Genomic DNA, 26243 nt, shown 5'->3' with positions numbered 1-26243 from the left:
CGCTGCCGGCCGCGCGGCCGACAGCGTCGGGTCACGTGCGTTCCGCGTTCCGGATCATGCAGATGGACTGCCCGACCGAGGAAACGCTGATCCGCAAGAAGCTCGGCGGAATGCAGCAGGTGTCGGCACTCGAATTCAACCTGATGCAGCGGATGCTGACCGTCGATCACGTGCCCGGCGCGCAGCCGGCGATCGAAAGCGCGATCCGCACGCTCGGGATGACGCCGGAGGCTGCGCCGGCCGACGCGCCGGCAGCGCCCGTCGCGCCGCCGCCGGCGAAGCCGTGGTGGCCGCTCGCGCTGGCCGGCGTCGCGGCGATCGCGTCCGAGGCCGTGAGCTGGGCCGGCCTGCCGGTGTGGCTGTCGGCGGGGCTGGCGCTCGCGGCATTGCTCGCCTGCGGGCTGACCACGTACAAGAAGGGCTGGATCGCGATCCGCAACGGCAACCTGAACATCAACGCGCTGATGAGCATCGCCGTGACGGGCGCGATGGCGATCGGCCAGTGGCCCGAAGCCGCAATGGTGATGGTGCTGTTCACGATCGCCGAGCTGATCGAGGCGAAGTCGCTCGATCGCGCGCGCAATGCGATCCAGGGGCTGATGCAGCTCGCGCCCGACACGGCGACCGTGCAGGACGCCGATGGCACGTGGCGCACGATCGAAGCCGCGCAGGTCGCGCTCGGCGCGATCGTGCGCGTGAAGCCGGGCGAGCGGATCGGTCTGGACGGCGAAGTCGTCGCCGGTCGCTCGACCGTCAACCAGGCGCCGATCACCGGCGAGAGCCTGCCCGTCGACAAGACGACCGGCGACGCGGTGTACGCGGGCACGATCAACGAATCGGGCTCGTTCGACTATCGCGTGACGGCGGTGAAGGCCAACTCGACGCTCGCGCGGATCATCCATGCGGTCGAGGAGGCGCAGGGCGCGAAGGCGCCGACGCAGCGTTTCGTCGACCAGTTCGCACGCGTGTACACGCCGATCGTGTTCGCGATCGCGCTGCTGGTCGCGGTGGTGCCGCCGCTCGTGACGGGCGGCGCCTGGCACGACTGGATCTACCGCGCGCTGGTGCTGCTCGTGATCGCGTGTCCGTGCGCGCTCGTCATCTCGACGCCGGTGACGATCGTGTCGGGGCTCGCGGCCGCGGCGCGGCGCGGGATTCTCGTGAAGGGCGGCGTGTATCTGGAAGAAGGCCGCAAGCTCGCATGGCTCGCGCTCGACAAGACCGGCACGATCACCCACGGCAAGCCGGTACAGACCGATTTCGACCTGCATGCGACGGACGTCGATGCGGCCCGCGTGCGTCATCTCGGCGCGAGCCTCGCGGCGCGCTCCGATCATCCGGTGTCGCAGGCGATCGCCGCGGCGGCGCGCGATGCGCAGACGGCAGCGTTCGCCAACGTGGAGGAGTTCGAAGCACTGCTCGGCCGGGGCGTGCGCGGCACCATCGACGGCGCGCGCTACTGGCTCGGCAACCACCGGCTCGTCGAAGAACTCGAACGCTGCTCGCCGGCGCTGGAGGCGAAGCTCGACGCGCTCGAGCGGCAGGGCAGGAGCGTCGTGATGCTGATCGACGACACGCGCGTGCTCGGCATCTTCGCGGTGGCCGACACGATCAAGGACACCAGCCGCGCGGCGATCGCCGACCTGCACGCGCTCGGCATCCGCACCGCGATGCTGACCGGCGACAACCCGCACACCGCGCAGGCGATCGCGCACCAGGCCGGCATCGACGATGCGCGCGGCAACCAGTTGCCCGAGGACAAGCTCGCGGCGGTCGACGAACTGTCGGCGGGCGGCGCGGGTGCGGTCGGGATGGTCGGCGACGGGATCAACGATGCACCGGCGCTCGCGCGCGCCGACATCGGCTTCGCGATGGGCGCGATGGGCACCGACACCGCGATCGAGACGGCCGACGTCGCGCTGATGGACGACGACCTGCGCAAGATTCCCGCGTTCGTGCGGCTGTCGCGCGCGACGCATCGCGTGCTGGTGCAGAACATCGGCTTCGCGCTCGGCGTGAAGGTCGTGTTCCTCGGCCTTACGGTCGCGGGGCTCGGCACGATGTGGATGGCCGTGTTCGCCGATGCGGGCGCGAGCCTGATCGTCGTCGGCAACGGGTTGCGGCTGCTGTCGAAGACGGGCGTGTTCGACGGCGCGGCGGCGAAGCGTTGAGGCGCGGGCGATGGGCTTTCTGAAGCGGATCCTGGGCGGGCATCGGGGACGGCATGGCGGGAGCCACGGTGGTGGTCACGGCGGCAGCGGCCATGGAGGCGGGCATCGCGGCGGGGCGGCCCGCGACGGCCATGGCGGCCACGATGCACGCGGCCGCGACCGTCACGGGTGGGGCTGGCAGCCGTCGGCCGATGCGCCGGGCGGTTCCGGCAGCAACGTACCGCTGCGCCAGCTCGCGTGTGCGGGCTGCGGTGCCATCAACGCGGCGGATGCGCGATTCTTCGCGCAGTGCGGCGTATCGCAGCGAGGTAACGCTTGCAGCAGGTGCCACGCGGCGCTGGCTGCCGACGCGCGCTTTTGTTCCGGCTGCGGGACGCAGGTCGGTTGACCCTCGATCGGCGGGTTCTATACCGCCGCGATAGCCGATTTCAGCGACGGCATGGCGCCTGCAACGGGCGCCGCGTCGCGCGGTGCCGGCGATTGTGCTGAACGCCCGAGCCCCAGGCCCCAAGCCCCACCGTTCAACGCAGCGGCAAATGAATCTCGGTGCGCAAGTCGGCCGGCGCCGCGTCCATCGGCGTATTCAGATACAGCTCGAACGGCGGCGCATCGGCCGTTTCGCGGCCCGAGTGGCGCAGCCAGTCGCCGTACAGCCAGTGGTAGGCCGTCTTCAGATCCGCATACGGTCCCGTATGCAGCAGCACCGCATATTCGCCGCCGGCGATCGCGATGCGCTCGACCGGCGCCGCGGGCTCGACGTCCGGCGCGCCGTCGGCCGGCACGACGCACGCTTTCGCGCGCAGCTGCGCTTCCGGCGTCGTATCGGGATCGTCGTAGTAGATGCCGATCATCTTCGCGCCGGGCCCGAACAGCCCGCGCTGCCCGGCCCATGCACCGATCTGCCCGAATGCATCGCCGACCTTCAGATACGCGCCCGTATGCGCAACCGCATAACCGCGCAGCTCCGGCACCCGCCGGATCTCGACTTCGTGCTTGAACATGTCTTCATCTCCTCGCTGTAACGGATAGATCGGCCGGTGGACGCCGCCGCGCCGGTGCTGAGCGGGCGGCACGCCGTAAGCATCGCGAAACGCACGGGCGAACGCGTGCGTCGACCCGTAGCCGGCGCGCCGCGCGATCGCGTCGAGCGGCAGCGTCGTGCACACGAGATCCTCGGACGCGCGCACGATCCGCATCCGCCGCACCGTCAGCACGACCGACTCGCCGTACAGCGCGCGATAGACGCGCTGCCAGTGATACGGGGACAGGCAAGCCAGGTCTGCGAGCCGGTTCAGGTCGAGCGTGTCGTCGAGATGCGTACGGATGTAGTCGTGAACGCGCGCGATGCGCGTTGCATGGCGCGCCCACGCGGGCGTTTCGGCTTTCGTGTCGACGGTCATGCGCGGGCCCCCGGCAAAGATCGACGTCACGGTAGCACGCCGCCGATTGATAAATCTTGCGGAGATACGTAGGCCGCAGGCCGTTGCATCGAACCCTTTTTATTTCGCAGAAATTGGGTCTCGTCCCCGTCGATCTATGACTAAAGTTAAAGACGGTGAAATCGGGTGATCGCGTCATTTTTCTCGGGTAAGTTGCCTACGGCGGCAACGCACGGTTTTCGAAGTACGCAGGTAGTTCGTCGATGTTCAATCGCAACGCCACGTTTTTCGGGAGAAGAAGAAATGGATGCTTCCAGCTTCATCACGTCGCTGCAGACCACGCTGGGCGGTTACCTGCCCAAGATCGCCGGGGCGATCGGCATCCTGGTGATCGGCTGGCTGATCGCGGTGGTGGTGCGCGCCGGCGCGCTCCGGCTGCTCAACGCGCTGAAGGTCGATCAGCGGATCAGCGAAAGCACCGGACAGGCCGCGTACGTCGAACGCATCGTCGCCGGCGGGCTGTTCTGGCTCGTGCTGCTCGTCACCGCGGTGGGCATCTTCAACGTGCTCAACCTGTATGCGGTGTCCAATCCGTTCTCGCTGCTGGTCACGCACATCGTCAATTACCTGCCGAACCTGATCGGCGGCGCGGCGCTGACGCTGATCGCGTGGCTCATCGCGTCGCTGTTGCGCAGCCTCGCGAATCGCGCGCTGAGAGCGAGCAAGGTCGACACCGCGCTGTCCGAAAGCGCGGGCATGCAGCCGATGAGCGGCTATCTCGGCGACGTGCTGTTCTGGCTCGTGATCCTGATGTTCCTGCCGGCGATCCTGTCGTCGTTCGCGCTGTCCGGCCTGCTGTCGCCGGTGCAGGGGATGGTCGACAAGCTGCTCGCGATCGTGCCGAACATCTTCGCAGCCGCGGTGATCGGCTTCGTCGGCTGGATCGTCGCGCGCGTGCTGCGCGGCCTCGTGACGAACCTGCTGGTCGCCGCCGGCGCCGACCGCCTCACCGCGCGCCTGGACAGCCCGACGCCGGTGCGCGTGTCGAGCCTGGTCGGCACGATCGTCTACGTGTTCGTATTCGTGCCGACGCTGATCTCCGCGCTCGACGCGCTGAAGATCGACGCGATCTCGATTCCCGCGACCAACATGCTGAACCAGTTCCTCGGCGCGGTGCCGGACATCGTCGCGGCGATCGTGATCGTGCTCGTCACGTTCTACTTCGCGCGCTTCGTCGCGTCGCTCGCGCAGCGGCTGCTGGAAGCGGCCGGCGTCGACGGACTGCCGGCCGTGCTCGGCGTCGAACGCGTGTTCTCGGGGATCCTGCAGCCGTCGGTGCTGGTCGCGCGGCTGATCGTGTTCTTCGCGATGCTGTTCGCGTCGGTCGAGGCCGCGAACCGGCTCGGCTTCACGCAGGTGCGCGACGTCGTCACGCTGTTCATCGAATTCGGCGGCCACGTGCTGATGGGCGGGGTGATCCTCGTGATCGGCGTGTGGCTCGCGGGCCTCGCGCGCCGCGTGATCGAGCAGGCCGACCGCGAGCACAGCGTGCTGTTCGCGCGGATCGCGCAGTTCGCGATCCTCGGCCTCGTGTTCGCGATGGGGCTGCGCGCGATGGGCATTGCGAACGAGATCGTGCAGCTCGCGTTCGGTCTCGTGCTCGGCGCGATCGCGGTGGCGGTGGCGCTGTCATTCGGCCTCGGCGGCCGGGAAGCGGCCGGCAAGCTGCTCGACCGCTGGTTCAACCAGCGCGGCGGCGGTCAGTAACGGGCGGAACGCGTTGGCTTCCCGGTCGCGTCGTGCGGCCGGGAGCCGTGCATGGCGGCCGCGGGCGCGGCGCGGACGGCGGACGGCGGACCGCGGACCGCAGCCGCACCCCCCACCCGGCATTGCCCCCGGCGAAACACCAGCCGCGATCTTTGCCGAATTTCGATAACACGTCGTTTAATGACTCTCTAGCATCGATTCTCAGTCGCGCAGGCCGGCAGGCCGGCGCCTTTCAGGAGAATCCGATGAAAGCAGAGTCGAATGGCCAGCCCGCGCTGCAGCAGACGCTCGGGACCTGGCAACTGTGGGGCATCGCGGTCGGCCTCGTGATTTCGGGCGAATACTTCGGCTGGAGCTACGGCTGGGCGAGCGCCGGCACGCTGGGATTCGTCGTCACCGCGCTGTTCGTCGCGGCGATGTACACCACCTTCATCTTCAGCTTCACCGAACTGACGACGTCGATCCCGCACGCGGGCGGCCCGTTCGCGTATGCGCGCCGCGCGTTTGGCCCGGCCGGCGGCTATCTCGCCGGCGCGGCGACGCTCGTCGAATTCGTGTTCGCACCGCCCGCGATCGCGCTCGCGATCGGCGCATACCTGCACGTGCAGTTTCCGGGGCTCGAACCGAAACACGCGGCGATGGGCGCGTATCTCGTGTTCATGGCGCTGAACATCGTCGGCGTGCAGATCGCCGCGACGTTCGAGCTGGTCGTCACGCTGTTCGCGATCTTCGAGCTGCTGGTGTTCATGGGCGTCGTGTCGCCGGGCTTCGCGTGGAGCAACTTCATGAAGGGCGGCTGGTCGGGCGCCGATCACTTCAGCGTCGGCGCATTCCACGGGATGTTCGCGGCGATTCCGTTCGCGATCTGGTTCTTCCTCGCGATCGAAGGTGTCGCGATGGCCGCCGAGGAAGCGAAGAATCCGAAGCGCTCGATCCCGATCGCATACGTCGCCGGGATCCTGACGCTCGTCACGCTTGCAGTCGGCGTGATGGTGTTCGCCGGCGGCGCGGGCGACTGGACCAAGCTCGCGAACATCAACGATCCGCTGCCGCAGGCGATGAAGTACATCGTCGGCGCGAACAGCGGCTGGATGCACATGCTGGTGTGGCTCGGGCTGTTCGGGCTCGTCGCGTCGTTCCACGGGATCATCCTCGGCTATTCGCGCCAGATCTTCGCGCTGGCCCGCGAAGGCTACCTGCCGGAGTGGCTCGGCAAGGTGCATCCGCGCTTCAAGACGCCGCACCGCGCGATTCTCGCGGGCGGCGTGGTCGGGATCGCCGCGATCTACAGCGACGAGCTGATCCAGTTCGGCGGCCAGACGCTCACCGCGAACATCGTGACGATGTCGGTGTTCGGCGCGATCGTGATGTATATCGTAAGCATGGCGGCGCTGTTCAAGCTGCGCCGCTCGCAGCCGAACATGGCGCGGCCGTTCCGCGCGCCGCTGTACCCGTTCTTCCCGGCGTTCGCGATCGTTGCGGCCCTCGTTTGCCTCGGGACGATGGTGTATTTCAACGGGCTGGTCGCGATGGTGTTCGTCGCGTTCCTCGCGCTCGGCTACGCGTACTTCCTCGCGACCCGTGCGCAGCGCGCGAGCGCGCCGGGCGACGCGCTGCTCGAGGAATGAGCAGCACGAACGCGAGCGGCCGTTCCTGACGGCCCCGGCGCGCGCTGCCGGGCAGGGCGCGCCGCCGGCATTTGGCAAGGAGATTCGAACGATGTCCTATACGGAGACGATCGGCCCGCGCACGTACCGTTTCGCGGACCTGAAGACGCTGCTCGCGAAGGCGAGCCCGCTGCGCTCGGGCGACCAGCTCGCCGGCGTCGCGGCGGCGAGCGAGGAGGAGCGCGTCGCCGCGAAGATCGCGCTCGCGGGCGTGCCGCTGAAGGCGTTCCTGAACGAAGCGTTGATTCCGTACGAACACGACGAGGTCACGCGGCTCATCATCGACGATCACGACGCGGCCGCGTTCGCGGAGATCTCGCACCTCACCGTCGGCGATTTCCGCAACTGGCTGCTGTCGCCCGCGGCCGACGGCGCCGCGCTCGAGCGGATCGCGCCGGGCCTCACGCCGGAGATGGTCGCGGCCGTGTCGAAGCTGATGCGCAACCAGGACCTGATCGCGGCCGCGCGCAAGCGCCGCGTCGTCACGCGCTTTCGCAACACGGTCGGGCTGGCCGGCCGGATGTCGGTGCGGCTGCAGCCGAACCATCCGACCGACGACGTGAAGGGCATCGCCGCGTCGATGCTCGACGGGCTGATGTACGGCTGCGGCGACGCGATGATCGGCATCAACCCGGCGACCGACAGCCTCGCGGCGATCGTGAAGCTGCTCGCGATGATCGACGGATTCCGCGAACGCTACGGCGTGCCGACGCAGTCGTGCGTGCTCACGCACGTGACCAACACGATCGCCGCGATCGACAAGGGCGCGCCGGTCGACCTGGTGTTCCAGTCGATCGCGGGCACCGAGAAGGCGAACGCGAGTTTCGGGATTTCGCTCGCGCTGCTCGGCGAAGCGCGCGACGCCGCGCTGTCGTTGAAGCGCGGCACCGTCGGCAACAACCTGATGTATTTCGAGACGGGGCAAGGCAGCGCGCTGTCGGCGAACGCGCATTTCGGCGTCGACCAGCAGACCTGCGAAGTGCGCGCGTATGCGGTCGCGCGCAAGTTCGATCCGTTCCTCGTGAACACGGTGGTCGGCTTCATCGGGCCGGAGTACCTGTACGACGGCAAGCAGATCATCCGCGCGGGGCTCGAGGATCACTTCTGCGGCAAGCTGCTCGGCGTGCCGATGGGCTGCGACATCTGCTACACGAATCATGCGGAAGCCGACCAGGACGACATGGACACGCTGCTGACGCTGCTCGGCGCGGCCGGTATCAACTTCATCATGGGGATCCCGGGCGCGGACGACGTGATGCTGAACTATCAGAGCACGTCGTTTCACGACCAGCTGTACGTGCGCGAGGTGCTCGGACTGCGCCGCGCGCCGGAGTTCGAGGAGTGGCTGGAGACGATGGAGATCGCCGATGCGCACGGCGCGCTGCGCGCCGCGAGCGCACGCGTGCCGCTGCTCGCGGGGGCGAACGACTGGATGGGGATTTCCGCATGAGCGACGCCGTCGAGAAGAATCCGTGGGCGCAGCTGAAGTCGTTCACGAACGCGCGGATCGCGCTCGGCCGCGCGGGCAGCAGCCTGCCGACCGCGCCGCTGCTCGCGTTCAACCTGTCGCACGCGCAGGCGCGCGATGCCGTGCACCAGCCGCTCGACGCCGATGCGCTGCGCCGCGCGATCGATGCGGCCGGCTTCGCGACGCTCGGCGTGCAGAGCGCGGCGCCCGATCGTCAGCATTACCTGCGCCGGCCGGACCTCGGCCGCAAGCTGTCCGACGACGGCCGCGCGCTGCTGGCCGGCTACGGTGCGGCGCTCGACGAGCCGCCGGACGTCGTGTTCGTGGTCGGCGACGGGCTGTCGGCGTTCGCGGCCGCGAAGCAGGCGCTGCCGCTGCTGCAGGCCGTGTGCCCGCGGCTCCACGCGGACGGCTGGCGGATCGGGCCCGTGGTGGTCGCGACGCAGGCGCGCGTTGCGCTCGGCGACGAGATCGGCGAGCTGCTGCGCGCGCAGGTCGTCGCGATGCTGATCGGCGAGCGGCCGGGGCTCAGCTCGCCGGACAGCCTCGGCGTGTATCTCACGTGGGCGCCGAAGGCCGGCTGCCACGACGCGCTGCGCAACTGCATCTCCAACGTGCGGCCCGAGGGACTGCCGCATGCGGCCGCCGCGCACAAGCTGCATTACCTGATGACGCATGCGCGCCGGCTGGGGCTCACCGGTGTCGGGCTGAAGGACGACAGCGATGCATTGCTGCCGCAGAACGAAGCCGAGCGGATCGGCGCGGAGTAGGCGGAGTAGGCGTGCGGCGGCTGGCTACCTGAACAGCCGCTCGCACAGGAAGTCGACGAACACGCGCAGCTTCGGCGACAGCTGCCGGCTCGACGGCCACACGATCGAGAACTGCCCCGGCGCGATCCGGTAGTCGTCGAGCACGGTGACGAGCGCGCCGCTTTCCAGCGCGTCGCGCGCGAGGAAGTCGGGCATGTAGCCGATGCCCAGCCCGGCCATGACCGCGCCGCGCAGCGCTTCCATGTTGTTGCAGGTCATCGCGGTGCGCAGCTTCAGCGGCGTGCCGTCGTCGGCGGCGAGCGCCCAGTCCTGCAGCTTGCCGGTGGTCGGGAAGCAGTAGCGCACGCAGTCGTGCGCTTCGAGATCGCGCGGCGCGCGCGGCGTGCCGGCCTGTGCCAGATACGCGGGCGTCGCGCACAGCACGAACGCGAACGGGCCGAGCCGCCGCGACATCAGGCTCGAATCCGACAGCGGCCCGCTGCGGATCACTGCATCGAAGCCGCCTTCGACCACGTCCACCATCCGGTCGTTGAAATCCAGATCGAGTTCCACGTCCGGATAGCGCTGCCTGAAATCGGGCAGCACCGGCAGCAGGAACCGGTAGCCGATCACCGGCAGGCTCACGCGCAGCTTGCCGCGCGGGCGCTGCGCGGACGCCGTGACCGTGGCTTCCGCGTCACGAAAATCCTCGAGGATCCGCTGGCAGCGTTCGTAGAAATGGCGCCCTTCGTCGGTCAGCGTGACGCGGCGCGTCGTGCGGTTGAACAGGCGCACGCCGAGCGACTGCTCGAGCCGCGCGATCGTCTTGCCGACGGCCGAGGCCGAGATGCCGAGCGCGCGGCCGGCCGCGACGAAGCTCAATGCTTCGGCGGTGCGGACGAACGCGGCGATGCTGCTCAGGTTTTCCATCGACGTAGGCGGGGCGGGGCGAGAAGACGCAGATTGCGGAATTTTAGTCCGTTATATCCGGAAGTCGGCATGGTTTTTCGGCGATTAAATCGGAATTATCTTCGATCGCTCTGGGCGCGCATGCCGCGCCGGCTTTCCGAGGAGCGATGATGGATCAACCCTTTTCGACCGGTTCGACGCTGGCGGCACGCCGGCGCGCGTGGGTGCTGGCGGCCGTCTGCATGGCGGCCGTCGCGCTGCCGCTGTCGTTTTCGGGCGGCGCGGTCGCGACGCCGGCGATCGGCCGCGACCTGCATGGCGGCCCGGTCGCGATGAACTGGATCACCAACGCGTTCATGCTCGCGTTCGGCAGTTTCCTGATGGCCGCCGGCGCGCTGGCCGACCAGTTCGGCCGCAAGCGCGTGTTCGCGAGCGGCGTCGGCGGTTTCACGCTGATGTCGGTCGCGCTCGCGTTCGCGCCGTCGATGCTCGCGGTCGACCTGCTGCGCGCCGCGCAGGGGCTCGCGGCGGCCGCGGCGCTCGCGGGCGGCACGGCCGCGCTCGCGCAGGAGTTCGACGGCGCCGCGCGCACGCGCGCCTTCAGCCTGCTCGGCACGACGTTCGGGATCGGCCTTGCCTTCGGGCCCGTGCTCGCCGGCTGGCTGATCGCGCAGTACGGCTGGCGCGCGATCTTCGTCACGGGTGCGGCGGCCGGCGTGCTGTCGCTCGCGTTCGGACTGCCGCGCCTGCACGAGTCGCGCGACCCGCATGCGACGGGGCTCGACTGGCCCGGCACGACGGCGTTCACCGCCGCGCTCACGCTGTTCACGTTCGGCGTGATCGAGGCGCCCGCGCGCGGCTGGACGGATCCGCTCGTCGTCGCGTTGCTGGCCGGCGCGGCGCTCGGCGCATGCGCGTTCGTCGCGATCGAGACGCGCGTCGCGCGGCCGATGCTCGACCTGTCGCTGTTCCGGATACCGCGCTTCGTCGGCGTGCAGGTGCTGCCGGTGTCGACGTGCTGCTGCTACATCGTGCTGCTCGTCGTGCTGCCGCTGCGCTTCATCGGCATCGACGGCTTCAGCGAAATCGACGCGGGCTGGCTGATGCTCGCGATCTCCGCGCCGATGCTGGTCGTGCCGTTCGTCGCGGCGACGCTCACGCGCTGGCTGTCGGCCGGCGTGATCTCGGGGCTCGGGCTGCTGATCGCCGCGGCGGGCCTCGTGTGGCTGGGCGTTGCGCTGCGCGGCGGCGCGGGGCCGGCGGCGATCGCGCCGATGCTCGCGATCGGCGTCGGGGCCGGCATGCCGTGGGGGCTGATGGACGGGCTGTCGGTCAGCGTCGTGCCGAAGGAGCGCGCGGGGATGGCGACCGGGATCTTCAGCACGACGCGCGTGGCGGGCGAGGGGATCGCGCTCGCGATCGTCGGCGCGCTGCTGGCGACGCTCGCGCATGGCGATTTGCGGCAGGTGAACGCAGCGACCGTCGGTGCGCCCGATGCGACGTTGCGCGCCGCCGCGCGCCTCGCGACCGGCGATCTCGCGGGTGCTGCGGCCGTGTTGCCGGGGGTCGATCGCGCGGCACTGCTCGCGAGCTATGCGCACGCGTTCGATCGGCTGCTGATCGGGCTCGCGGTCGTCACGGTGCTGTGCGCGGGCGTGGTGTTCGCGTTTCTCGGCGCGCGGCCGGCGCAGGTGGAAGGGCGCGGCGACGAGGGCGAGCAGCCGTGTGGCGGCACCCCGGCGCGGCGCCGCGCCGAACCGGCGTGTGCGGACGCAAACGGGCGGTAAGCGCGGTGTCCTCGACGGCGCGCGGAGGGCCGCGCGCATGGACAGCCCGCCCGGCTTTGTCGATTCACGCCGGTCTGCGTATTGCCTTGAAGACCGGCCGCACGCGCGAATGATTGTGGTGCGTGGCGTCGGGGGCCACGCGTTTCGATCGACAGAGGCGCGGGCGCGTGACTGAACAGGCGACCCGCTCGGCGCATCGGCTGGCACAGGCCGCTGTAGTGGCTCGCCGGCCGATGCGTGTCCGCGGGATCGTGAAGACGGGATGGTGCGGCGGCAGCCCGACAGCCCGACAGCACGACAGCACGACAGCACGACAGCCCGACAGCCCGACAGCCCGACAGCCCGACAGCCCGACAGCCCGACAGCCCGACAGCACGACAGCACGACAGCACGACAGCCCGACAGCCCGACAGCCCGACAGCCCGGCAGCCCGGCAGCCCGACAGCCCGGCAGCCCGGCAGCCCGACAGCCCGACAGCCCGACAGCCCGGCAGCCCGCCGTCATGCCAGCACGAGCGTCGGCAACCCCGCATCGGCCCGCGCGTGCGCGCGTTCCACTTCGACGACCACGTAGCGCCGCGCGTCCGGCCACAGGTGCGCGTGCCTCCCCGCCGCTTCATCGATCGTCGCGCGCCCTTGCACGAGCCACGTCGTCTGCCGGACGAAATCGACGAACAGCAGCGCGATCGCCGGATTCACGAGCAGGTTGCCGATCGTGTTGAACAGGTTGTTGCCCGCGAAGTCGGGCAGCACGAGCGTGCGGCGGTCCGGCACCTCGACGAGCGGCTCGAACGAGCCGTCCGCGCGCGGTTGCCGGCCGCGATACGAGCAGTCGCTGTCGCCCGCCGCGTTCGCGGTCGCGACGATCAGGAACGCCTGTTCGCGGATGAACGCGACGGCAGCGTCGCTGAGCGGGGCTGGATCGGTCATGGTTCGGGGCGGCGCGTGGCCGATGCATGCGGAGTCACGATCGTCATGCAAGCGACATGCCACGCGGCGAGCGCGGCGGCGCGGCGACGCATGTGCCAATGCGGCACGGCGCTGTGGAAAATCCGAACACCGGCCGCGCCGCTGTGCCGTCGCGTTGTTCAGAATCGGCACACTCGTTTCCCGTGCGCCGGCACCGCCCGCGGCGGGCGGCCGGACGCACCGCTCCTGTTCCGTTGCCGGCCGGTTTGGCACGCATGTTGCGTTAACCGTGCAGCGCGATCCAACCGGCGCTGCATTCACACAAGCACGATGAACAGGAGACATGTATGAACCCGTTTGACCTGAAGCAACTGGGCCTCGACGTCGAATATCCGTATCGTCAGCAGTACGACAACTACATCGGCGGCAAGTGGGTCCCGCCGGTGAAGGGCGAGTACTTCGAGAACGTGTCGCCGATCAACGGCAAGCCGTTCTGTCGCGTGCCGCGCTCGGGCGCCGACGACATCGAGCTCGCGCTCGACGCCGCGCATGCCGCACGCCGCAAATGGGGCAAGACGTCGGTCGCCGAGCGCGCGAACCTGCTGCTCGCCGCCGCCGACCGGATGGAAAAGAACCTGAAGCTGCTCGCGGTCGCCGAGACGATCGACAACGGCAAGCCGCTGCGCGAGACGATGGCGGCCGACCTGCCGCTCGCGATCGACCACTTCCGCTATTTCGCGGGCTGCATCCGCGCGCAGGAAGGCGGCATTTCCGAAATCGACGACAACACGGTCGCGTATCACTTCCACGAGCCGCTCGGCGTGGTCGGCCAGATCATCCCGTGGAACTTCCCGCTGCTGATGGCCGCGTGGAAACTCGCGCCGGCGCTCGCGGCCGGCTGCTGCATCGTGATGAAGCCGGCCGAGCAGACGCCCGCGTCGGTGATGGTGCTGATGGAGCTGATCGGCGACCTGTTCCCGGCCGGCACGATCAACATCGTCAGCGGCTTCGGCAAGGAAGCGGGCGAGGCGCTCGCGACCAGCAAGCGGATCGCGAAGATCGCGTTCACCGGCTCGACGCCGGTCGGCAAGCACATCCTGCATGCGGCGGCCGACAGCCTGATCCCGTCGACGGTCGAACTCGGCGGCAAGAGCCCGAACATCTTTTTCGCGGACGTGCTCGACCAGGACGACGCGTTCCTCGACAAGGCGCTCGAAGGCCTCGCGATGTTCGCGCTGAACCAGGGCGAGGTGTGCACGTGCCCGTCGCGGATCCTGATCCAGGAATCGATCTACGAGCGCTTCATCGAGAAGGCGGTCGCGCGCGTCGAGCGCATCAAGGCCGGCCACCCGCTCGACCTGCAGACGATGATCGGCGCGCAGGCGTCGCAGCAGCAGCTCGACAAGATCCTGTCGTACATCGACATCGGCCGCGACGAAGGCGCGCAATGCCTGACGGGCGGCGCGCGCACGGCGCCCGCGGCCGAGCTCGGCACGGGCTACTACGTGAAGCCGACGATGCTGTTCGGCAACAACAAGATGCGCGTGTTCCAGGAAGAGATCTTCGGGCCGGTCGCGTCGGTGATGACGTTCAAGGACGAGCAGGAAGCGATCGAACTCGCGAACGATACGTTCTACGGACTGGGCGCGGGCGTGTGGACGCGCAACGGCACGCGTGCGTACCGGATGGGCCGCGAGGTCGAGGCCGGCCGCGTGTGGACCAACTGCTATCACCTGTATCCGGCGCACGCGGCGTTCGGCGGCTACAAGCAGTCGGGCATCGGTCGCGAGACGCACAAGATGGCGCTGTCGAACTATCAGCAGACGAAGTGCCTGCTGGTCAGCTATCAGGCCGAGGCGCTCGGGTTCTTCTGATCGCCGCAGCAGGGGCGAAGTGCCGGCGGGCGGCCGGGTGGCGGCGGAATGCTGCGCGGTCGTGCGGCGGTTGCCGGTTGCGGAGGGCCGGTTGCGGCCGGCCAATTGCGGAGGTCGGTTGCAGCCGGCCGGTTGCGGAGGGCCGGTTGCGGACGGCCTGTTGCGGGGGCCGGCTGCGGACGGCCGGCTGCGGACGACCCGCTCGGACGATCGGTTCGGATGGCCGGTCGCGGACGGCGGTGCGTCCGGCGCCGGATTGCCGAAGCGTGCCGACGGCCGGGGCGATATCTGTCCGGCCGTCGAACGGCGCCCGAACCGCCGCCCGGCGCTGACGACCGGCGCTGACTACCGGCACTGACGACCGGCACTGACGACCGACAATCCGGCACTTCGCGTTTTTCACCTTTCGACATTGGATACGCGGCGCGGCCCGTGCGTGATCGCGGCCTGCGTCGCCCCGATACCGGCCTTCGCGTGTTCGCGGCCGCATTGCGCACCGATGGCCCGACGGAAACCACCATGGCAGAACCGCCCCGATCCTTTGCGCGCCACCCGGTGTTTCACGCCGGCGAACTCGACGCGCACCACCGGTTCGGCGTCGCCGACGAAGCCGAGCGGATGAGCGACGTCGTGACGACGCGGCTGAGCATCGGCGTGCGCCAGTTCGTCGAGTCGCAGCCATTGATGTTCGTCGGCACGACGTGCGGCGAAGCGGCGCGCGTGACCTGCGACATCGTGCAGGGCATGCGCGACGCGAACGGCGATCTGTGGCCCGTCGTGCGCGTGATCGACACGAAGACGCTGCGCTTCGCGCTGCCGGTCCCGGATCATGGCGACGGCACCCGGATCGACCCGCGCACCTGCGACGGCAGCGGTGTCGGGTTGCTGTTCGTCGACTTCATGCGCGGCATCCGCTACCGGATCAACGGCCGCGCGACGCTGCGCACGGATCTGCCGGAAGCGGACGCGGCGCCGTGGCCGGCCGCGAGCCCGATCGTCGAGCTGGCGGTCGCGCAGGCGTACGGCAACTGCGGCACGCGCGTCGTGCGGTTGCGGCCGGACGTGTAGCCGATGGCCGGCGGCGGCGCGCATCCCGCACCCGCGCGGTGCGCGGCACGCCGTCTCCGGGTGCGCCCTCATGGCGCGCGCCGGCCGTAGCGCGTGGAATGACGGGCTGGCCGCCGATCGCGCGGTTCGGCACGGGACTTGCATGATGAATGCGGTGCCGCGCAGGTGAGGAGAACACGATGGAGCAACGAGTGCAGTGCATGGACGAGCCGACGGCCGAGGACACGCGGTGCAGCGCGCAGGGCGACGCCGCGCCGGCCGGCCAGGCCGTGGTCAGCGTCGCGCACGACGCCGACGAGCAGGCGCGTAACCTGATCGGCTGGCGGCAGACCTACGACCAGCTCGCGGCCGGCCGCTTCGTCGGCACGCTGACCGAGCTGCCCCTCGACACGATGAAGCTGTTTCGCGAATCGACCAGCCACCTGCTGCGGCAGGCGTGCGAGGTGCGCGGCGATGCGTACTGGTTCGGGATTCCGCTCGCGAGCGACGGCACTGCGCGCGTCGATGCGTGCCGCATCGGCCCCGGCGCGCTCGCGTTCCGGCCCGGCAACGTCGAATTCGAATTGCTGACGCCCGCGCAGTTCTCGATCTACGGCGTGGTCGTGCGCGGCGACGTGCTGCGCCGCTATGCGGAAGAGGTCGAGCACCGCGCGCTCGACGAGCGGCTGTTCACGCAGCGCGTGATCCAGATCGGCGACACGCGGTTTGCGCGCCTGTGCACGCTGCTCGGCCGCCGGCTCGACGGCGCGGCGGCCGGGGGCGGCCAGCTGCCCGATGCGCAGCGCGACGATCTGCAGGCCGAGGTGCTGGCCGCGCTGTTCGACGCGTGCGCGCAACCGGCCGACGACGGCGCCGGCGGCGCGCCGTCGACGCGGCGCTGGATCGTCGAACAGGCACGCGAGTACGTGCTCGCGCACCGAACGCGGCCGGTCGGCGTGCCCGAGCTGTGCGAGCAGCTGCACGTGAGCCGCCGCACGCTGCAGTACTGCTTCCAGGACGTGCTCGGCATGGCGCCGGCGACCTATCTGCGCACGCTGCGGCTCAATGGCGCGCGGCGCGACCTGTGCGGACGGGCGGCCGGATCGGTGCAGGACGTCGCGGAAGCATGGGGTTTCTGGCATCTGAGCCAGTTCGCGACCGACTACCGGCGGCTGTTCGGCAAGCGGCCGTCGGAGACGCTGCGCGATCGGGCGGCGATGGTCGCAGCCCGGTGAGCCGGGCGCCGGCGGCGGGCGGATGCCGCCGCGCGTTCCGTCTTTCGGGCGATTCGCGGTTTTTCTACCTGCCGTACAGAGCGCTGGCGGCGCGCGGATGCCGCCGCGTGCTCCATCTTTCGGGCGACACGCCGTTTTTCTGCCCGCCGTACTGAGCGCTGGCGGCGCGTCGACGCCGCCGCGCGCCCCCATCTTTCGGCGACTGCCGCGTTTCTATCCGGCTGTCGCCGCCGCGTCGCGCGGCGCCGGCCACGGCAATGCATCCCAGTCGATCGCGCGGTACGCGGCTTCGACCGCCGCGAGATCGTCCGGCCGTTCGCTGCGATGCAGCCCGTGCAAGTCCGCCGGCACGTCGAGCGGGACCGGCACGCAGTGCGGATAGTCGCGCACGCGCAGGGCCGGTTCGATCGTGGTGAAGCAGCCGAGCGTCGGCACGTCGAAGCCGTCGGCGACATGCAGCGCCGCCGTGTCGGGCGCGAACAGCACGCTCGCGCCCTTGACCCACGCAATGAAGCGCGCGGTGTCCGTCGCGTCGTCGCTCACGTCGACGTACGCGGCGTGCGCGACGGGGCCGAAGCCGACCACCGGCAGCCCGTAATGCTGCGCGAGCCGCTCGACGCACGCCGCGCGCAGCGCCGGCGGCACGCTGCGCACCGGCGTGCTCGCGTTCGGGCAGAACAGCAGGTACGGCCGCTGCCAGTCGGCCGGCAGCGCGGGCAGCGGCAGCCGCGCGAGCCAGCGATTGCGCTTCGCGGCGGCCGGCACCGCGGCCGGGTCCGCGCCGAGCGCGTCGAGGAAGAAATCGATCATCGGCAGCCGCGCGAATGCGGGCCAGTACAGGTGATTGCCGAGATCGATGCACGGCGTGCCGGCGGGCAACGCATCGGCCGCGTACGGCAGCGCGCGGGACGGCGCGACGACGTCGGCCGCGAGCGCATACAGCGCGGCGACGTAGCGCGGCGCGCGGGCCGGCCGGTACAGCGTGAAGCGCACGCGCGGATGCATCGCGCGCAGCGCGGCGAGCGCGCTCAGCCCGATCACCGAGTCGCCGAGCGCGACGCCCATGCCGTTGATCACGTGTACGTCCGTCGCGCGGTCGTAGTCGAGCCGGAACGGTCGGGAGGCGGCATGCAGCAGGCCGAGCGCCGGCGCGGCCCGCACGTGACCTTCGGCGCGCGCGCTGCCGTGCTCGATGTCGTACGGCGCGACGAGCGTGCCGTCGGGCGCGAGCAGTGTGCCGGGATGGACGAGCGCGTCGTCGTGCGACAGCACGAGGCCGGCCGGCGCGCCGTGCAGCGTCACGGTCATGCGCCGCGGGCGCGGCGGCCCTGTTCGCGGATCTGCTCGAGCGTCGCGGCCGGCGTGCTGGCCTCCTGCGGGATGCGGATCTCGATCACCGCCGGCAGCCCGCAGCTCAGCGCGCGCTCCAGTGCCGGCGCGAAATCGGCGGTGCGCTCGACCGTCTCGCCATGCGCGCCGAACGCGCGCGCATACGCGGCGAAATCGGGATTCGTGAGCCCCGTGCCATGCACGCGGCCCGGATAGTTGCGCTCCTGATGCATGCGGATCGTGCCGAAATGCCCGTTGTTGACGACGATCGCGACGATGTTCAGCCCGTACTGCATCGCGGTCGCGAGTTCGTTGCCGGCCATCATGAAGCAGCCGTCGCCGGCGAGCGCGACGACCGCGCGCGACGGATACAGCGACTTCGCGGCGAGCGCGGCGGGCAGCCCGTAGCCCATTGCGCCGCTGGTCGGCGCGAGCTGCGACCGGAAGTGCCGGTACGCGAAGTGGCGGTGCAGCCAGATCGCATAGTTGCCGGCGCCGTTGGTGACGATCGCATCGTGCGGCAGACGCTCGCGCAGCTGCACCATCACGTCGCCGAGCTGGACGTCGCCGGGCATCGGCAGCGGCGCATGCCATTCGCGGTACGCGCGGTGCGCGTCGGCGGCCGCGCCTGCCCACGCCGGTTGCGCCGGCGGTTCGAGCGCGGCGAGCGGCGCCGCGATCTCCGGCATCCCGGACACGATCGGCAGGTCGGCCGCATACACGCGGCCCAGTTCGTCCGCGCCCTGGTGCACGTGAATCAACGTCTGGCGCGTCTTCGGGATGTCGAGCAGCGTATAGCCGCCTGTCGTTGCTTCGCCGAGACGCGGGCCGAGCACCAGCAGCAGGTCCACATCGCGGATCCGCTTGCCGAGGGCCGGATTGATCCCGAGGCCGACGTCGCCCGCGTAGTTCGGATGCGCGTTGTCGAACGTGTCCTGGAAGCGGAACGCGCATGCGACCGGCAGTTGCCAGCGCTCGACGAAGGTGCGCAGGTTCGCGCACGCGTCGGGCGTCCAGCCGCTGCCGCCGACGATCGCGAACGGCCGCGCCGCGCGGGCGAGCCGCTCGCGCAGCTCGTCGAGCTGCGCGGCCGACGGCGACGCCGCGACGCGTTTCGCGGCCGGCACGACCGGCTGCGGCGCGCAGGCTTCCGACAGCACGTCCTCCGGCAGCGCGAGCACGACCGGGCCGGGGCGGCCGGACGTGGCGACGTGGAACGCATGGCTCAGGTATTCGGGAAGGCGGCGCGGATCGTCGATCTGCGCGACCCATTTGGCCATCTGGCCGAACATCCGGCGGTAGTCGATTTCCTGGAAGGCTTCGCGATCGAGGTGTTCGCGTGCGCACTGGCCGACGAACAGGATCATCGGCGTCGAATCCTGGAATGCGGTGTGCACGCCGATCGACGCGTGCGTGGCGCCGGGGCCGCGCGTGACGAACGCGATGCCCGGGCGGCCGGTCAGCTTGCCGACCGCCTCGGCCATGTTCGCGGCCGCCGCTTCGTGGCGGCAGACGACCGTCTGGATGCGCGCGGTGTCGTCCGCGAGTGCATCGAGCACGGCGAGAAAGCTCTCGCCCGGCACGCAGAACACGCGTTCGACGTGATTGGCGAGCAACGCATCGACGAGCAGTCGCGCGCCGGTGGCGGCGCGCGGCTCGAGATCCTTGGAATGCGACATGGGCTGCCGTCTCCCTGGGTAGCGGGACGTACAGCTTACGCTCGTTGGCGGGGCGCCGGTATGCCGGGCGGTGAAAAGTGTCGGAACGCGGTCAGGAGTCGGGGGCGCGCCGGGTTTGCATTGGCCGAACGGCAGGCTTGCGCGCGCTTGCGCGACCGTGAAAAGCGAGCGGTGCGGAACGGTTCGATGTGGACGCGTCGCCGTTCGATCCGGATGCGGCCGGCCGGGTGGCGCGGTCCGATCGCGCGGCGGCGTTGAAGGCCGCGCACGAGGCAGTCGCCCGCGACCGCTGGTTTCGCGAGTACGTGCAGCAGGCGCTGGACGACCCGCGTGCGTCGATTCCCGATGCCGAAGTCAGCGCCGGTTTCGCGTCACGCCGTGCGGCGCTGCGTGATCGGCTCGCGGCAGGCGCGGGGACGTTTCCTGACCCCCGCGCTGCACTGGAACCCGAACGCGTACGAAGATCGCGCCGCAATCATGGACGACATCGGCGCGCACGATCCGCAGGCCGCGCTCGAACTGGACGAACTGCTCGAACAAAGGGCCGCGGCGTTGCCGGCGCATGCCGAGCTGTATCGGCAAGGGCGGGCGACCTGTCCGCCCGCGCTGCCGCCGGATTGCGCATCAGCACTCGACGATATTCACCGCCAGCCCGCCGCGCGACGTTTCCTTGTACTTGGTCTTCATGTCGGCGCCCGTCTCGCGCATCGTCTTGATCACCGAGTCGAGCGACACGTAATGCGAGCCGTCGCCGCGCAGCGCCATGCGCGCCGCGTTGACGGCCTTCACCGACGCCATCGCGTTGCGCTCGATGCACGGAATCTGCACCATCCCGCCGACCGGGTCGCAGGTGAGGCCGAGGTTGTGCTCCATCCCGATCTCGGCTGCGTTCTCGACCTGACGCGGCGTGCCGCCGAGCACGGCCGCGAGCGCGCCGGCCGCCATCGAGCACGCGACGCCTACTTCGCCCTGGCAGCCCACTTCCGCGCCCGAAATCGACGCGTTGAGCTTGTACAGGATGCCGATCGCGGCGGCCGTCAGCAGGAAGTCGATCACGCCCTGTTCGTTCGCGCCCGGCGTGAAGCGGGTGTAGTAGTGCAGCACGGCCGGGATGATGCCGGCCGCACCGTTGGTCGGCGCGGTGACGACGCGGCCGCCGGCTGCGTTTTCCTCGTTGACCGCGATCGCATACAGGTTGATCCAGTCGACCATCGACAGCGGATCCTGCAGCGCGCGCTCGGGGTTGGCGGTCAGCGCGCGATACAGCTGCGGCGCGCGGCGCTTGACCTGGAACGGGCCGGGCAGGTTGCCGTCGGCGTCCGGGTTGCCGATCCCGCAACCGCGCGACACGCACGACTGCATCACCGCCCAGATCTTCAGCAGCCCGTCGCGCGTCTCTTCCTCGGTGTGCCACGCGCGCTCGTTTTCCCACATCAGCTGCGCGATCGACTTGCCGGTCGACTCGGTCAGCGCGAGCAGTTCGGCGCCGGTGCGGAACGGATGCGTCATCTGCTCGGCCGCGCTCAGCACCTTCGTGTTCGGCGCGCCGGCCGTCACGACGAAGCCGCCGCCGACCGACAGGTACGTGCGCTCGACCAGCACGTTGCCGTTCGCGTCGGACGCACGCAGTTTCATCCCGTTCGGATGCTCGGGCAGCGCCTGCCGGTAGAACGCGATGTTCTCCTTCAGCACGAACGGCACCGGATGCGTGCCGAGCAACGCGAGCTTTTTCGACGTGCGGACGTCTTCGAGCCGCGCATCGATCGTGTCGGGATCGACGGTGTCGGGCGCGTCGCCGAGCAGGCCGAGCATCACGCCGCGGTCGGTGCCGTGGCCCTTGCCGGTCGCGCCGAGCGAGCCGTACAGCTCGACCTTCACGGTGGCCGTCGCCTCGAGCAGCCCGTCGCGCTCGAGGCCCTGGACGAACATCAGCGCCGCGCGCATCGGTCCGACCGTATGCGAACTCGACGGGCCGATGCCGATCTTGAAGAGGTCAAACACGCTGACTGCCATTTCGATTCCTGCCTTGCTTTGAGAGTAGTGCTAGCGCGCCTGCAAGGGCAGGCACGCGGCCAGCCATGCGGGCGGCATGACGGATAGCTGGCGCGCGACGCGGGCATAGCGCCCGTCGAGCCGCGCGGCCAGATGAAAGAGTTCGGTGGCGTTTTTCGGGTCCCACTGCCCCGTGTAGCCCGGCAAGCCGGCTTCGCGGCGCTTCGCGTCGAACGGCACCGGCGAATTCACGAATTCCTCGTGCGTCTTCTCGCCGAGCGCGTACGGCACGAGCCAGTCGAGCGCGGCCGCGAGCGTCGCGCCGTTCGCGCCGCGCTCGCGCAGCCAGTTGCGGTTGAAGCGGCGCGCGGCGAGCGCGGCCGTCACCAGCGGCTGCAGGTCGTACACCGCGTAGTGCAGCGCATCGCGTTCGTCGAAATCCCAGGTCTTGCCGTCCGCGCCGATGTTGTCGGCGAGATGCTCGACGAACAGCCGCTGCGCGGCGTTCATCATCTTGCGGTCGCCGAGCGTGAACGCGGACAGCGCGATCAGCTTGATCCGATGGCTCTGCCAGTTGTTGCGCCACGTGCCGGTGAGCGGCCGCTTCTGCGCGTCGATCTGCGCGACGTAGCCGGCGCCGAGCTTCGCGATGAATGCCGCGGTCGCATTGCGGGTCTTGACCGGCAGCGCGCTCGCCGTCATGTCGTACGCGATGATCAGGCTGTCGAAGCGCGTCTCGTCGATCGGGTTGAAGCTCGGCCGATAGGTCGATACCCACGCGGACAGGAAGCGGTCGACGAGCTGCAGATAGCGCGGCGCGTTGGTCACGCGCCACGCGAGCGCCGCGTCGCGCATCAGCTCCATGTCCTTCAGCGCGTCGGCGCTCTGGTCGTAGATGCCTTCATGCGGCAGCGTGCCCTCGGTGTGCACGCGCGGCATCGCCTTCGGCTGCTCGCCGATGCGCGCGTCGACGCTGTGGATCAGCGCCTGCACGCCCGGCTCGGCTTGCGTCGTCTCGCTCGCCTGCAATGCGGGCGCCGCGCAGAAATTCATCGCCGCGCGCGCGCTGCCGGCTGCGCCGAGGCCGGCGGCGGCAAACGACAACGACGCGACGAACAGCGGCACGAAGCGGCGCGTGCGCGGCCGCGCCTGCGTTGCGCCATGGCCCGGAAACATCGGACGCACCATGCGGAACTCCTTGATTGGCTGGATCGCGTTGATGTTAGCCGGATTGGCGGGCAAGCGTGAACCGATTGGCCGGGCGGCGAACGCCAACACCGCACGCAACCGGCGGCTGCGTGCGGTGTGGTCGCGCTCGAACGCTCCGGTGCGAAACGAGCGTTACGCGTAGTCCGACATCGGCACGCACGAGCAGAACAGGTTGCGGTCGCCGTACGCGTTGTCCGCGCGGCCGACCGGCGGCCAGTACTTGTTCGTGCCGAGCGACGCGACCGGGTACGCAGCCTGCTCGCGCGAGTACGCGTGCGGCCATTCGTTCGCGGTGACGACGGCAGCCGTGTGCGGCGCGTGACGCAGCGGGTTGTCCTCGCGATCGGCGCGGCCTTCCTCGACCGCGCGGATTTCCTCGCGGATCGCGATCATCGCGGCGATGAAGCGGTCGAGTTCTTCCTGCGATTCCGATTCGGTCGGCTCGACCATCAGCGTGCCGGGCACCGGGAAGCTCATCGTCGGCGCGTGGAAGCCGTAGTCCATCAGGCGTTTCGCGACGTCGTCGACGCTGATGCCGCTCGTTTCCTTGATCGGACGCAGGTCGAGAATGCACTCGTGCGCGACCAGCCCGCCCGGGCCCGAATACAGCACCGGGTAGTGCGGCGCGAGACGCTTCGCGATGTAGTTCGCGTTGAGGATCGCGGTTTCGGTGGCAGCGGTCAGGTTCTTCGCGCCCATCATCGCGATGTACATCCACGAGATCGGCAGGATCGATGCCGAGCCGTACGGCGCGGCCGACACTGCACCGATGCCTTCCTCGCCGCGCGCGTAGCCGGTCGAGCGCTGGTTCGGCAGGAACTTCGCGAGGTGCGCGCCGACCGCGACCGGGCCGACGCCCGGGCCGCCGCCGCCGTGCGGGATGCAGAAGGTCTTGTGCAGGTTCAGGTGCGACACGTCGCCGCCGAACTGGCCCGGCGCGGTCAGGCCGACCATCGCGTTCATGTTCGCGCCGTCGACGTACACCTGGCCGCCGTGCGCATGGACGATCTCGCAGATCTCGCGGACGTTCTGCTCGAACACGCCGTGCGTCGACGGATACGTGATCATGATCGCCGCGAGATTCTTCGAGTGCTGCTCGGCCTTCGCCTTCAGATCGGCGATGTCGACGTTGCCCTGCGCGTCGCACGCGACCACCACGACCTTCATGCCGGCCATGTGCGCGGACGCCGGGTTCGTGCCGTGCGCGGACGCCGGGATCAGGCACACGTCGCGATGCGCTTCGCCGCGCGACGCGTGGTACGCGTGGATGATCAGCAGGCCCGCGTACTCGCCCTGCGAGCCGGCGTTCGGCTGCAGCGACACCGCCGCGTAGCCGGTGGCCGCGACGAGCATCGCTTCGAGCTGGTCGATCATCTCGCGGTAGCCGACGGTCTGCTCGGCCGGTGCGAACGGATGGATCCGGCCGAATTCGGGCCACGTGACCGGCAGCATTTCCGACGTCGCGTTCAGCTTCATCGTGCACGAGCCGAGCGGGATCATCGAGCGGTCGAGCGCGAGATCCTTGTCCGACAGGCTGCGCAGGTAGCGCAGCATTTCGGTCTCGGAATGGTGGCGGTTGAACACGTGGTGCGTGAGGTACGCGCTCGTGCGCTCGAGGCCGGCCGGCAGCGCGGCGACGCCGGCGAGGCCTGCGTCCAGCGCATCGACGGCCGGCGCGGTGCCGCCCGCGGCCTGCGCGAACACGGCAAGCAGGTCGGCGAGGTCGTCGCGGGTCGTCGTTTCGTCGACCGACACGCCGACTTGCGTGTCGCTCACGCGGCGCAGGTTGATGCGCTTGGCCTTCGCGAGCTCGTGGACCTGCGCGGTGCGCGCGCCGGTGTCGATCGTCAGCGTGTCGAAGAACGTGTCGTTGACGGTCGCGAAGCCGAGCTGCTTCACGCCGGCGGCGAGGAGCGCCGCGATGCGGTTCACGCGCAGCGCGATCGTCTTCAGGCCGTGCGGGCCGTGATACACCGCGTACATGCTCGCCATGATCGCGAGCAGCGCCTGCGCGGTACACACGTTCGACGTCGCCTTCTCGCGGCGGATGTGCTGTTCGCGCGTCTGCAGCGCGAGGCGCAGCGCGGGCTTGCCCTGCGCGTCGACCGTCACGCCGACGAGGCGGCCGGGCATCTGGCGCTTGAATTCGTCGCGCACGGCCATGTACGCGGCGTGCGGGCCGCCGAAGCCCATCGGCACGCCGAAGCGCTGCGTGTTGCCGACCGCGACGTCCGCGCCCCATTCGCCGGGCGGCGTCAGTACCGTCAGCGCGAGCAGGTCGGCCGCGACGACGACATGGCCGCCGGCCGCGTGGATCGCGTCGGTGAGCGCGCGGTAGTCGCGCACGTCGCCGTTCACGCCCGGATACTGGAGCAGCACGCCGAATGCGTCGGCCTGCGCGGCGTCGGCCGCCGGGCCCGTCTTGATCTCGATGCCGACCGGCAGCGCGCGCGTGCGGATCACTTCGAGCGTTTGCGGCAGCACGTCGTCGGCGACGTAGAACACGTTCGACTTCGGCTTGCCGGTGCGCTGCAGCAGCGTCATCGCTTCGGCCGCGGCCGTCGCTTCATCGAGCAGCGATGCGTTCGAGATCGCGAGGCCCGTCAGGTCGGCGACCATCTGCTGGAAGTTCAGGAGCGCCTCGAGGCGGCCCTGGGAAATTTCGGGCTGGTACGGCGTATAAGCCGTGTACCACGCCGGGTTTTCGAGCACGTTGCGCAGGATCACGGCCGGCGTGTGCGAGTCGTAATAGCCCTGGCCGATATACGAGCGGAACACCTGGTTCTTGTCCGCGAGCGCGCGCAGCGCGGCGAGCGCTTCGGCCTCGCTCTTCGGTTGCGCGAACGGGCCGAGCGGCAGCGTTTCGGCGCGGCGGATCGAGGCCGGGATCACGGCGTCGATCAGCGCGGCGCGCGACGCGAAGCCGAGCGTGTCGAGCATGGCCTGCTGGCTGGCGGCATCGGGGCCGATGTGGCGTTCTGCGAACGCGTCGTGCGTTTCGAGCGCGGCGAGCGAGAGGGGCGTGCGGTTCATCAGGCGGTCCGGGTGTTCGAGCTTCATGGCGTGACTCTGG

18 protein-coding genes and 2 pseudogenes are annotated in these 26243 nt (G+C 69.9%); 12 read left to right on the top strand and 8 right to left on the bottom strand.

The features are described 5' to 3' along the window. The first annotated feature begins 62 nt into the window (after nucleotides 1–62). Together Q3A80_RS16210 and Q3A80_RS16205 are read left to right on the top strand one after the other, a co-directional pair. Nucleotides 63–2171, top strand: coding sequence for a heavy metal translocating P-type ATPase (locus tag Q3A80_RS16210; protein WP_446329971.1), 2109 nt, complete (start codon nucleotides 63–65; stop codon nucleotides 2169–2171). A gap of 10 nt (nucleotides 2172–2181) precedes the next feature. Further along, nucleotides 2182–2559 (top strand): zinc ribbon domain-containing protein, encoded by a 378-nt coding sequence (locus tag Q3A80_RS16205; RefSeq protein WP_446329970.1) that lies wholly within the window; start codon nucleotides 2182–2184, stop codon nucleotides 2557–2559. Nucleotides 2560–2692: 133 nt separating this feature from the next. Here Q3A80_RS16205 and Q3A80_RS16200 read toward each other — a convergent pair whose 3' ends face one another. After that, nucleotides 2693–3571: an AraC family transcriptional regulator gene (locus Q3A80_RS16200; protein ID WP_446329969.1), complete on the bottom strand. Its 879-nt coding sequence runs from the start codon at nucleotides 3569–3571 to the stop codon at nucleotides 2693–2695. Between the two features lie 282 nt (nucleotides 3572–3853). Here Q3A80_RS16200 and Q3A80_RS16195 point away from each other — a divergent pair, with 282 nt between their 5' ends. From Q3A80_RS16195 to eutC, 4 genes are all read left to right on the top strand, one after another. Next, the gene (locus tag Q3A80_RS16195; RefSeq protein WP_446329968.1) at nucleotides 3854–5317 is read left to right on the top strand and encodes a mechanosensitive ion channel; all 1464 of its coding nucleotides are present in this window, start codon (nucleotides 3854–3856) and stop codon (nucleotides 5315–5317) included. Nucleotides 5318–5562: 245 nt separating this feature from the next. After that, nucleotides 5563–6945, top strand: coding sequence for an ethanolamine permease (gene eat / locus Q3A80_RS16190; RefSeq protein ID WP_446329967.1), 1383 nt, complete (start codon nucleotides 5563–5565; stop codon nucleotides 6943–6945). A 91-nt stretch (nucleotides 6946–7036) separates the two neighbouring features. After that, nucleotides 7037–8434 (top strand): ethanolamine ammonia-lyase subunit EutB, encoded by a 1398-nt coding sequence (locus Q3A80_RS16185; RefSeq protein ID WP_446329966.1) that lies wholly within the window; start codon nucleotides 7037–7039, stop codon nucleotides 8432–8434. Next, the gene (gene eutC, locus Q3A80_RS16180; protein WP_446329965.1) at nucleotides 8431–9222 is read left to right on the top strand and encodes an ethanolamine ammonia-lyase subunit EutC; all 792 of its coding nucleotides are present in this window, start codon (nucleotides 8431–8433) and stop codon (nucleotides 9220–9222) included. Before Q3A80_RS16185 ends, eutC begins: the two co-directional genes overlap by 4 nt. A gap of 24 nt (nucleotides 9223–9246) precedes the next feature. Here eutC and Q3A80_RS16175 read toward each other — a convergent pair whose 3' ends face one another. Beyond that, nucleotides 9247–10131: a LysR family transcriptional regulator gene (locus Q3A80_RS16175; protein ID WP_446329964.1), complete on the bottom strand. Its 885-nt coding sequence runs from the start codon at nucleotides 10129–10131 to the stop codon at nucleotides 9247–9249. A gap of 149 nt (nucleotides 10132–10280) precedes the next feature. Between Q3A80_RS16175 and Q3A80_RS16170 the strand changes: the two genes are divergently transcribed. Then, nucleotides 10281–11897, top strand: coding sequence for an MFS transporter (locus tag Q3A80_RS16170; RefSeq protein WP_446329963.1), 1617 nt, complete (start codon nucleotides 10281–10283; stop codon nucleotides 11895–11897). A gap of 500 nt (nucleotides 11898–12397) precedes the next feature. Here Q3A80_RS16170 and Q3A80_RS16165 read toward each other — a convergent pair whose 3' ends face one another. Further along, nucleotides 12398–12826 (bottom strand): pyridoxamine 5'-phosphate oxidase family protein, encoded by a 429-nt coding sequence (locus Q3A80_RS16165; protein ID WP_446329962.1) that lies wholly within the window; start codon nucleotides 12824–12826, stop codon nucleotides 12398–12400. A 326-nt stretch (nucleotides 12827–13152) separates the two neighbouring features. Here Q3A80_RS16165 and exaC point away from each other — a divergent pair, with 326 nt between their 5' ends. The 3 genes from exaC to Q3A80_RS16150 all read left to right on the top strand — a co-directional run bounded on the left by exaC (nucleotide 13153) and on the right by Q3A80_RS16150 (nucleotide 16961). Beyond that, nucleotides 13153–14679 carry an acetaldehyde dehydrogenase ExaC gene (gene exaC, locus Q3A80_RS16160; RefSeq protein ID WP_446329961.1) on the top strand — a complete coding sequence of 509 codons (1527 nt, stop codon included), beginning with the start codon at nucleotides 13153–13155 and terminating at the stop codon, nucleotides 14677–14679. A 519-nt stretch (nucleotides 14680–15198) separates the two neighbouring features. Further along, a complete protein-coding gene (locus tag Q3A80_RS16155) occupies nucleotides 15199–15747 on the top strand; it encodes a hypothetical protein (RefSeq protein WP_446329960.1) in 549 nt (182 codons plus the stop codon). A 179-nt stretch (nucleotides 15748–15926) separates the two neighbouring features. Further along, on the top strand, nucleotides 15927–16961 hold the full coding sequence (locus tag Q3A80_RS16150) for a helix-turn-helix domain-containing protein (RefSeq protein WP_446329959.1): 1035 nt from the start codon (nucleotides 15927–15929) through the stop codon (nucleotides 16959–16961). A gap of 213 nt (nucleotides 16962–17174) precedes the next feature. Here the strand turns inward: Q3A80_RS16150 and Q3A80_RS16145 are convergent, their stop codons facing one another. Both Q3A80_RS16145 and Q3A80_RS16140 read right to left on the bottom strand, forming a co-directional pair. Next, on the bottom strand, nucleotides 17175–18269 hold the full coding sequence (locus Q3A80_RS16145; RefSeq protein WP_446329958.1) for an ADP-heptose--LPS heptosyltransferase: 1095 nt from the start codon (nucleotides 18267–18269) through the stop codon (nucleotides 17175–17177). Beyond that, a complete protein-coding gene (locus Q3A80_RS16140; protein WP_446329957.1) occupies nucleotides 18266–19969 on the bottom strand; it encodes a thiamine pyrophosphate-binding protein in 1704 nt (567 codons plus the stop codon). Before Q3A80_RS16140 ends, Q3A80_RS16145 begins: the two co-directional genes overlap by 4 nt. Before the next feature lie 170 nt (nucleotides 19970–20139). On the opposite strand from Q3A80_RS16140, the pseudogene Q3A80_RS16135 reads away from it, so the two are divergent. Together Q3A80_RS16135 and Q3A80_RS16130 are read left to right on the top strand one after the other, a co-directional pair. Then, nucleotides 20140–20396 (top strand): annotated as a pseudogene (locus tag Q3A80_RS16135) (antitoxin PaaA2 family protein); the annotation flags it as partial. Continuing rightward, nucleotides 20393–20557: pseudogene (locus Q3A80_RS16130) on the top strand (type II toxin-antitoxin system mRNA interferase toxin, RelE/StbE family); the annotation flags it as partial. The pseudogenes Q3A80_RS16135 and Q3A80_RS16130, both read left to right, overlap by 4 nt. 36 nt (nucleotides 20558–20593) lie before the next feature. On the opposite strand, the gene Q3A80_RS16125 reads toward Q3A80_RS16130, so the two are convergent. From Q3A80_RS16125 to gcvP, 3 genes are all read right to left on the bottom strand, one after another. Further along, a complete protein-coding gene (locus tag Q3A80_RS16125) occupies nucleotides 20594–21982 on the bottom strand; it encodes an L-serine ammonia-lyase (protein ID WP_446329956.1) in 1389 nt (462 codons plus the stop codon). A 30-nt stretch (nucleotides 21983–22012) separates the two neighbouring features. Beyond that, nucleotides 22013–23149 carry an alginate lyase family protein gene (locus tag Q3A80_RS16120; protein ID WP_446329955.1) on the bottom strand — a complete coding sequence of 379 codons (1137 nt, stop codon included), beginning with the start codon at nucleotides 23147–23149 and terminating at the stop codon, nucleotides 22013–22015. Nucleotides 23150–23302: 153 nt separating this feature from the next. After that, a complete protein-coding gene (gcvP, locus tag Q3A80_RS16115; RefSeq protein ID WP_446329954.1) occupies nucleotides 23303–26230 on the bottom strand; it encodes an aminomethyl-transferring glycine dehydrogenase in 2928 nt (975 codons plus the stop codon). Nucleotides 26231–26243 lie beyond the last annotated feature (13 nt).

It is taken from the genome of Burkholderia sp. SR8, assembly GCF_052851275.1.
This window is presented reverse-complemented; position numbering and strand designations above follow the sequence as displayed.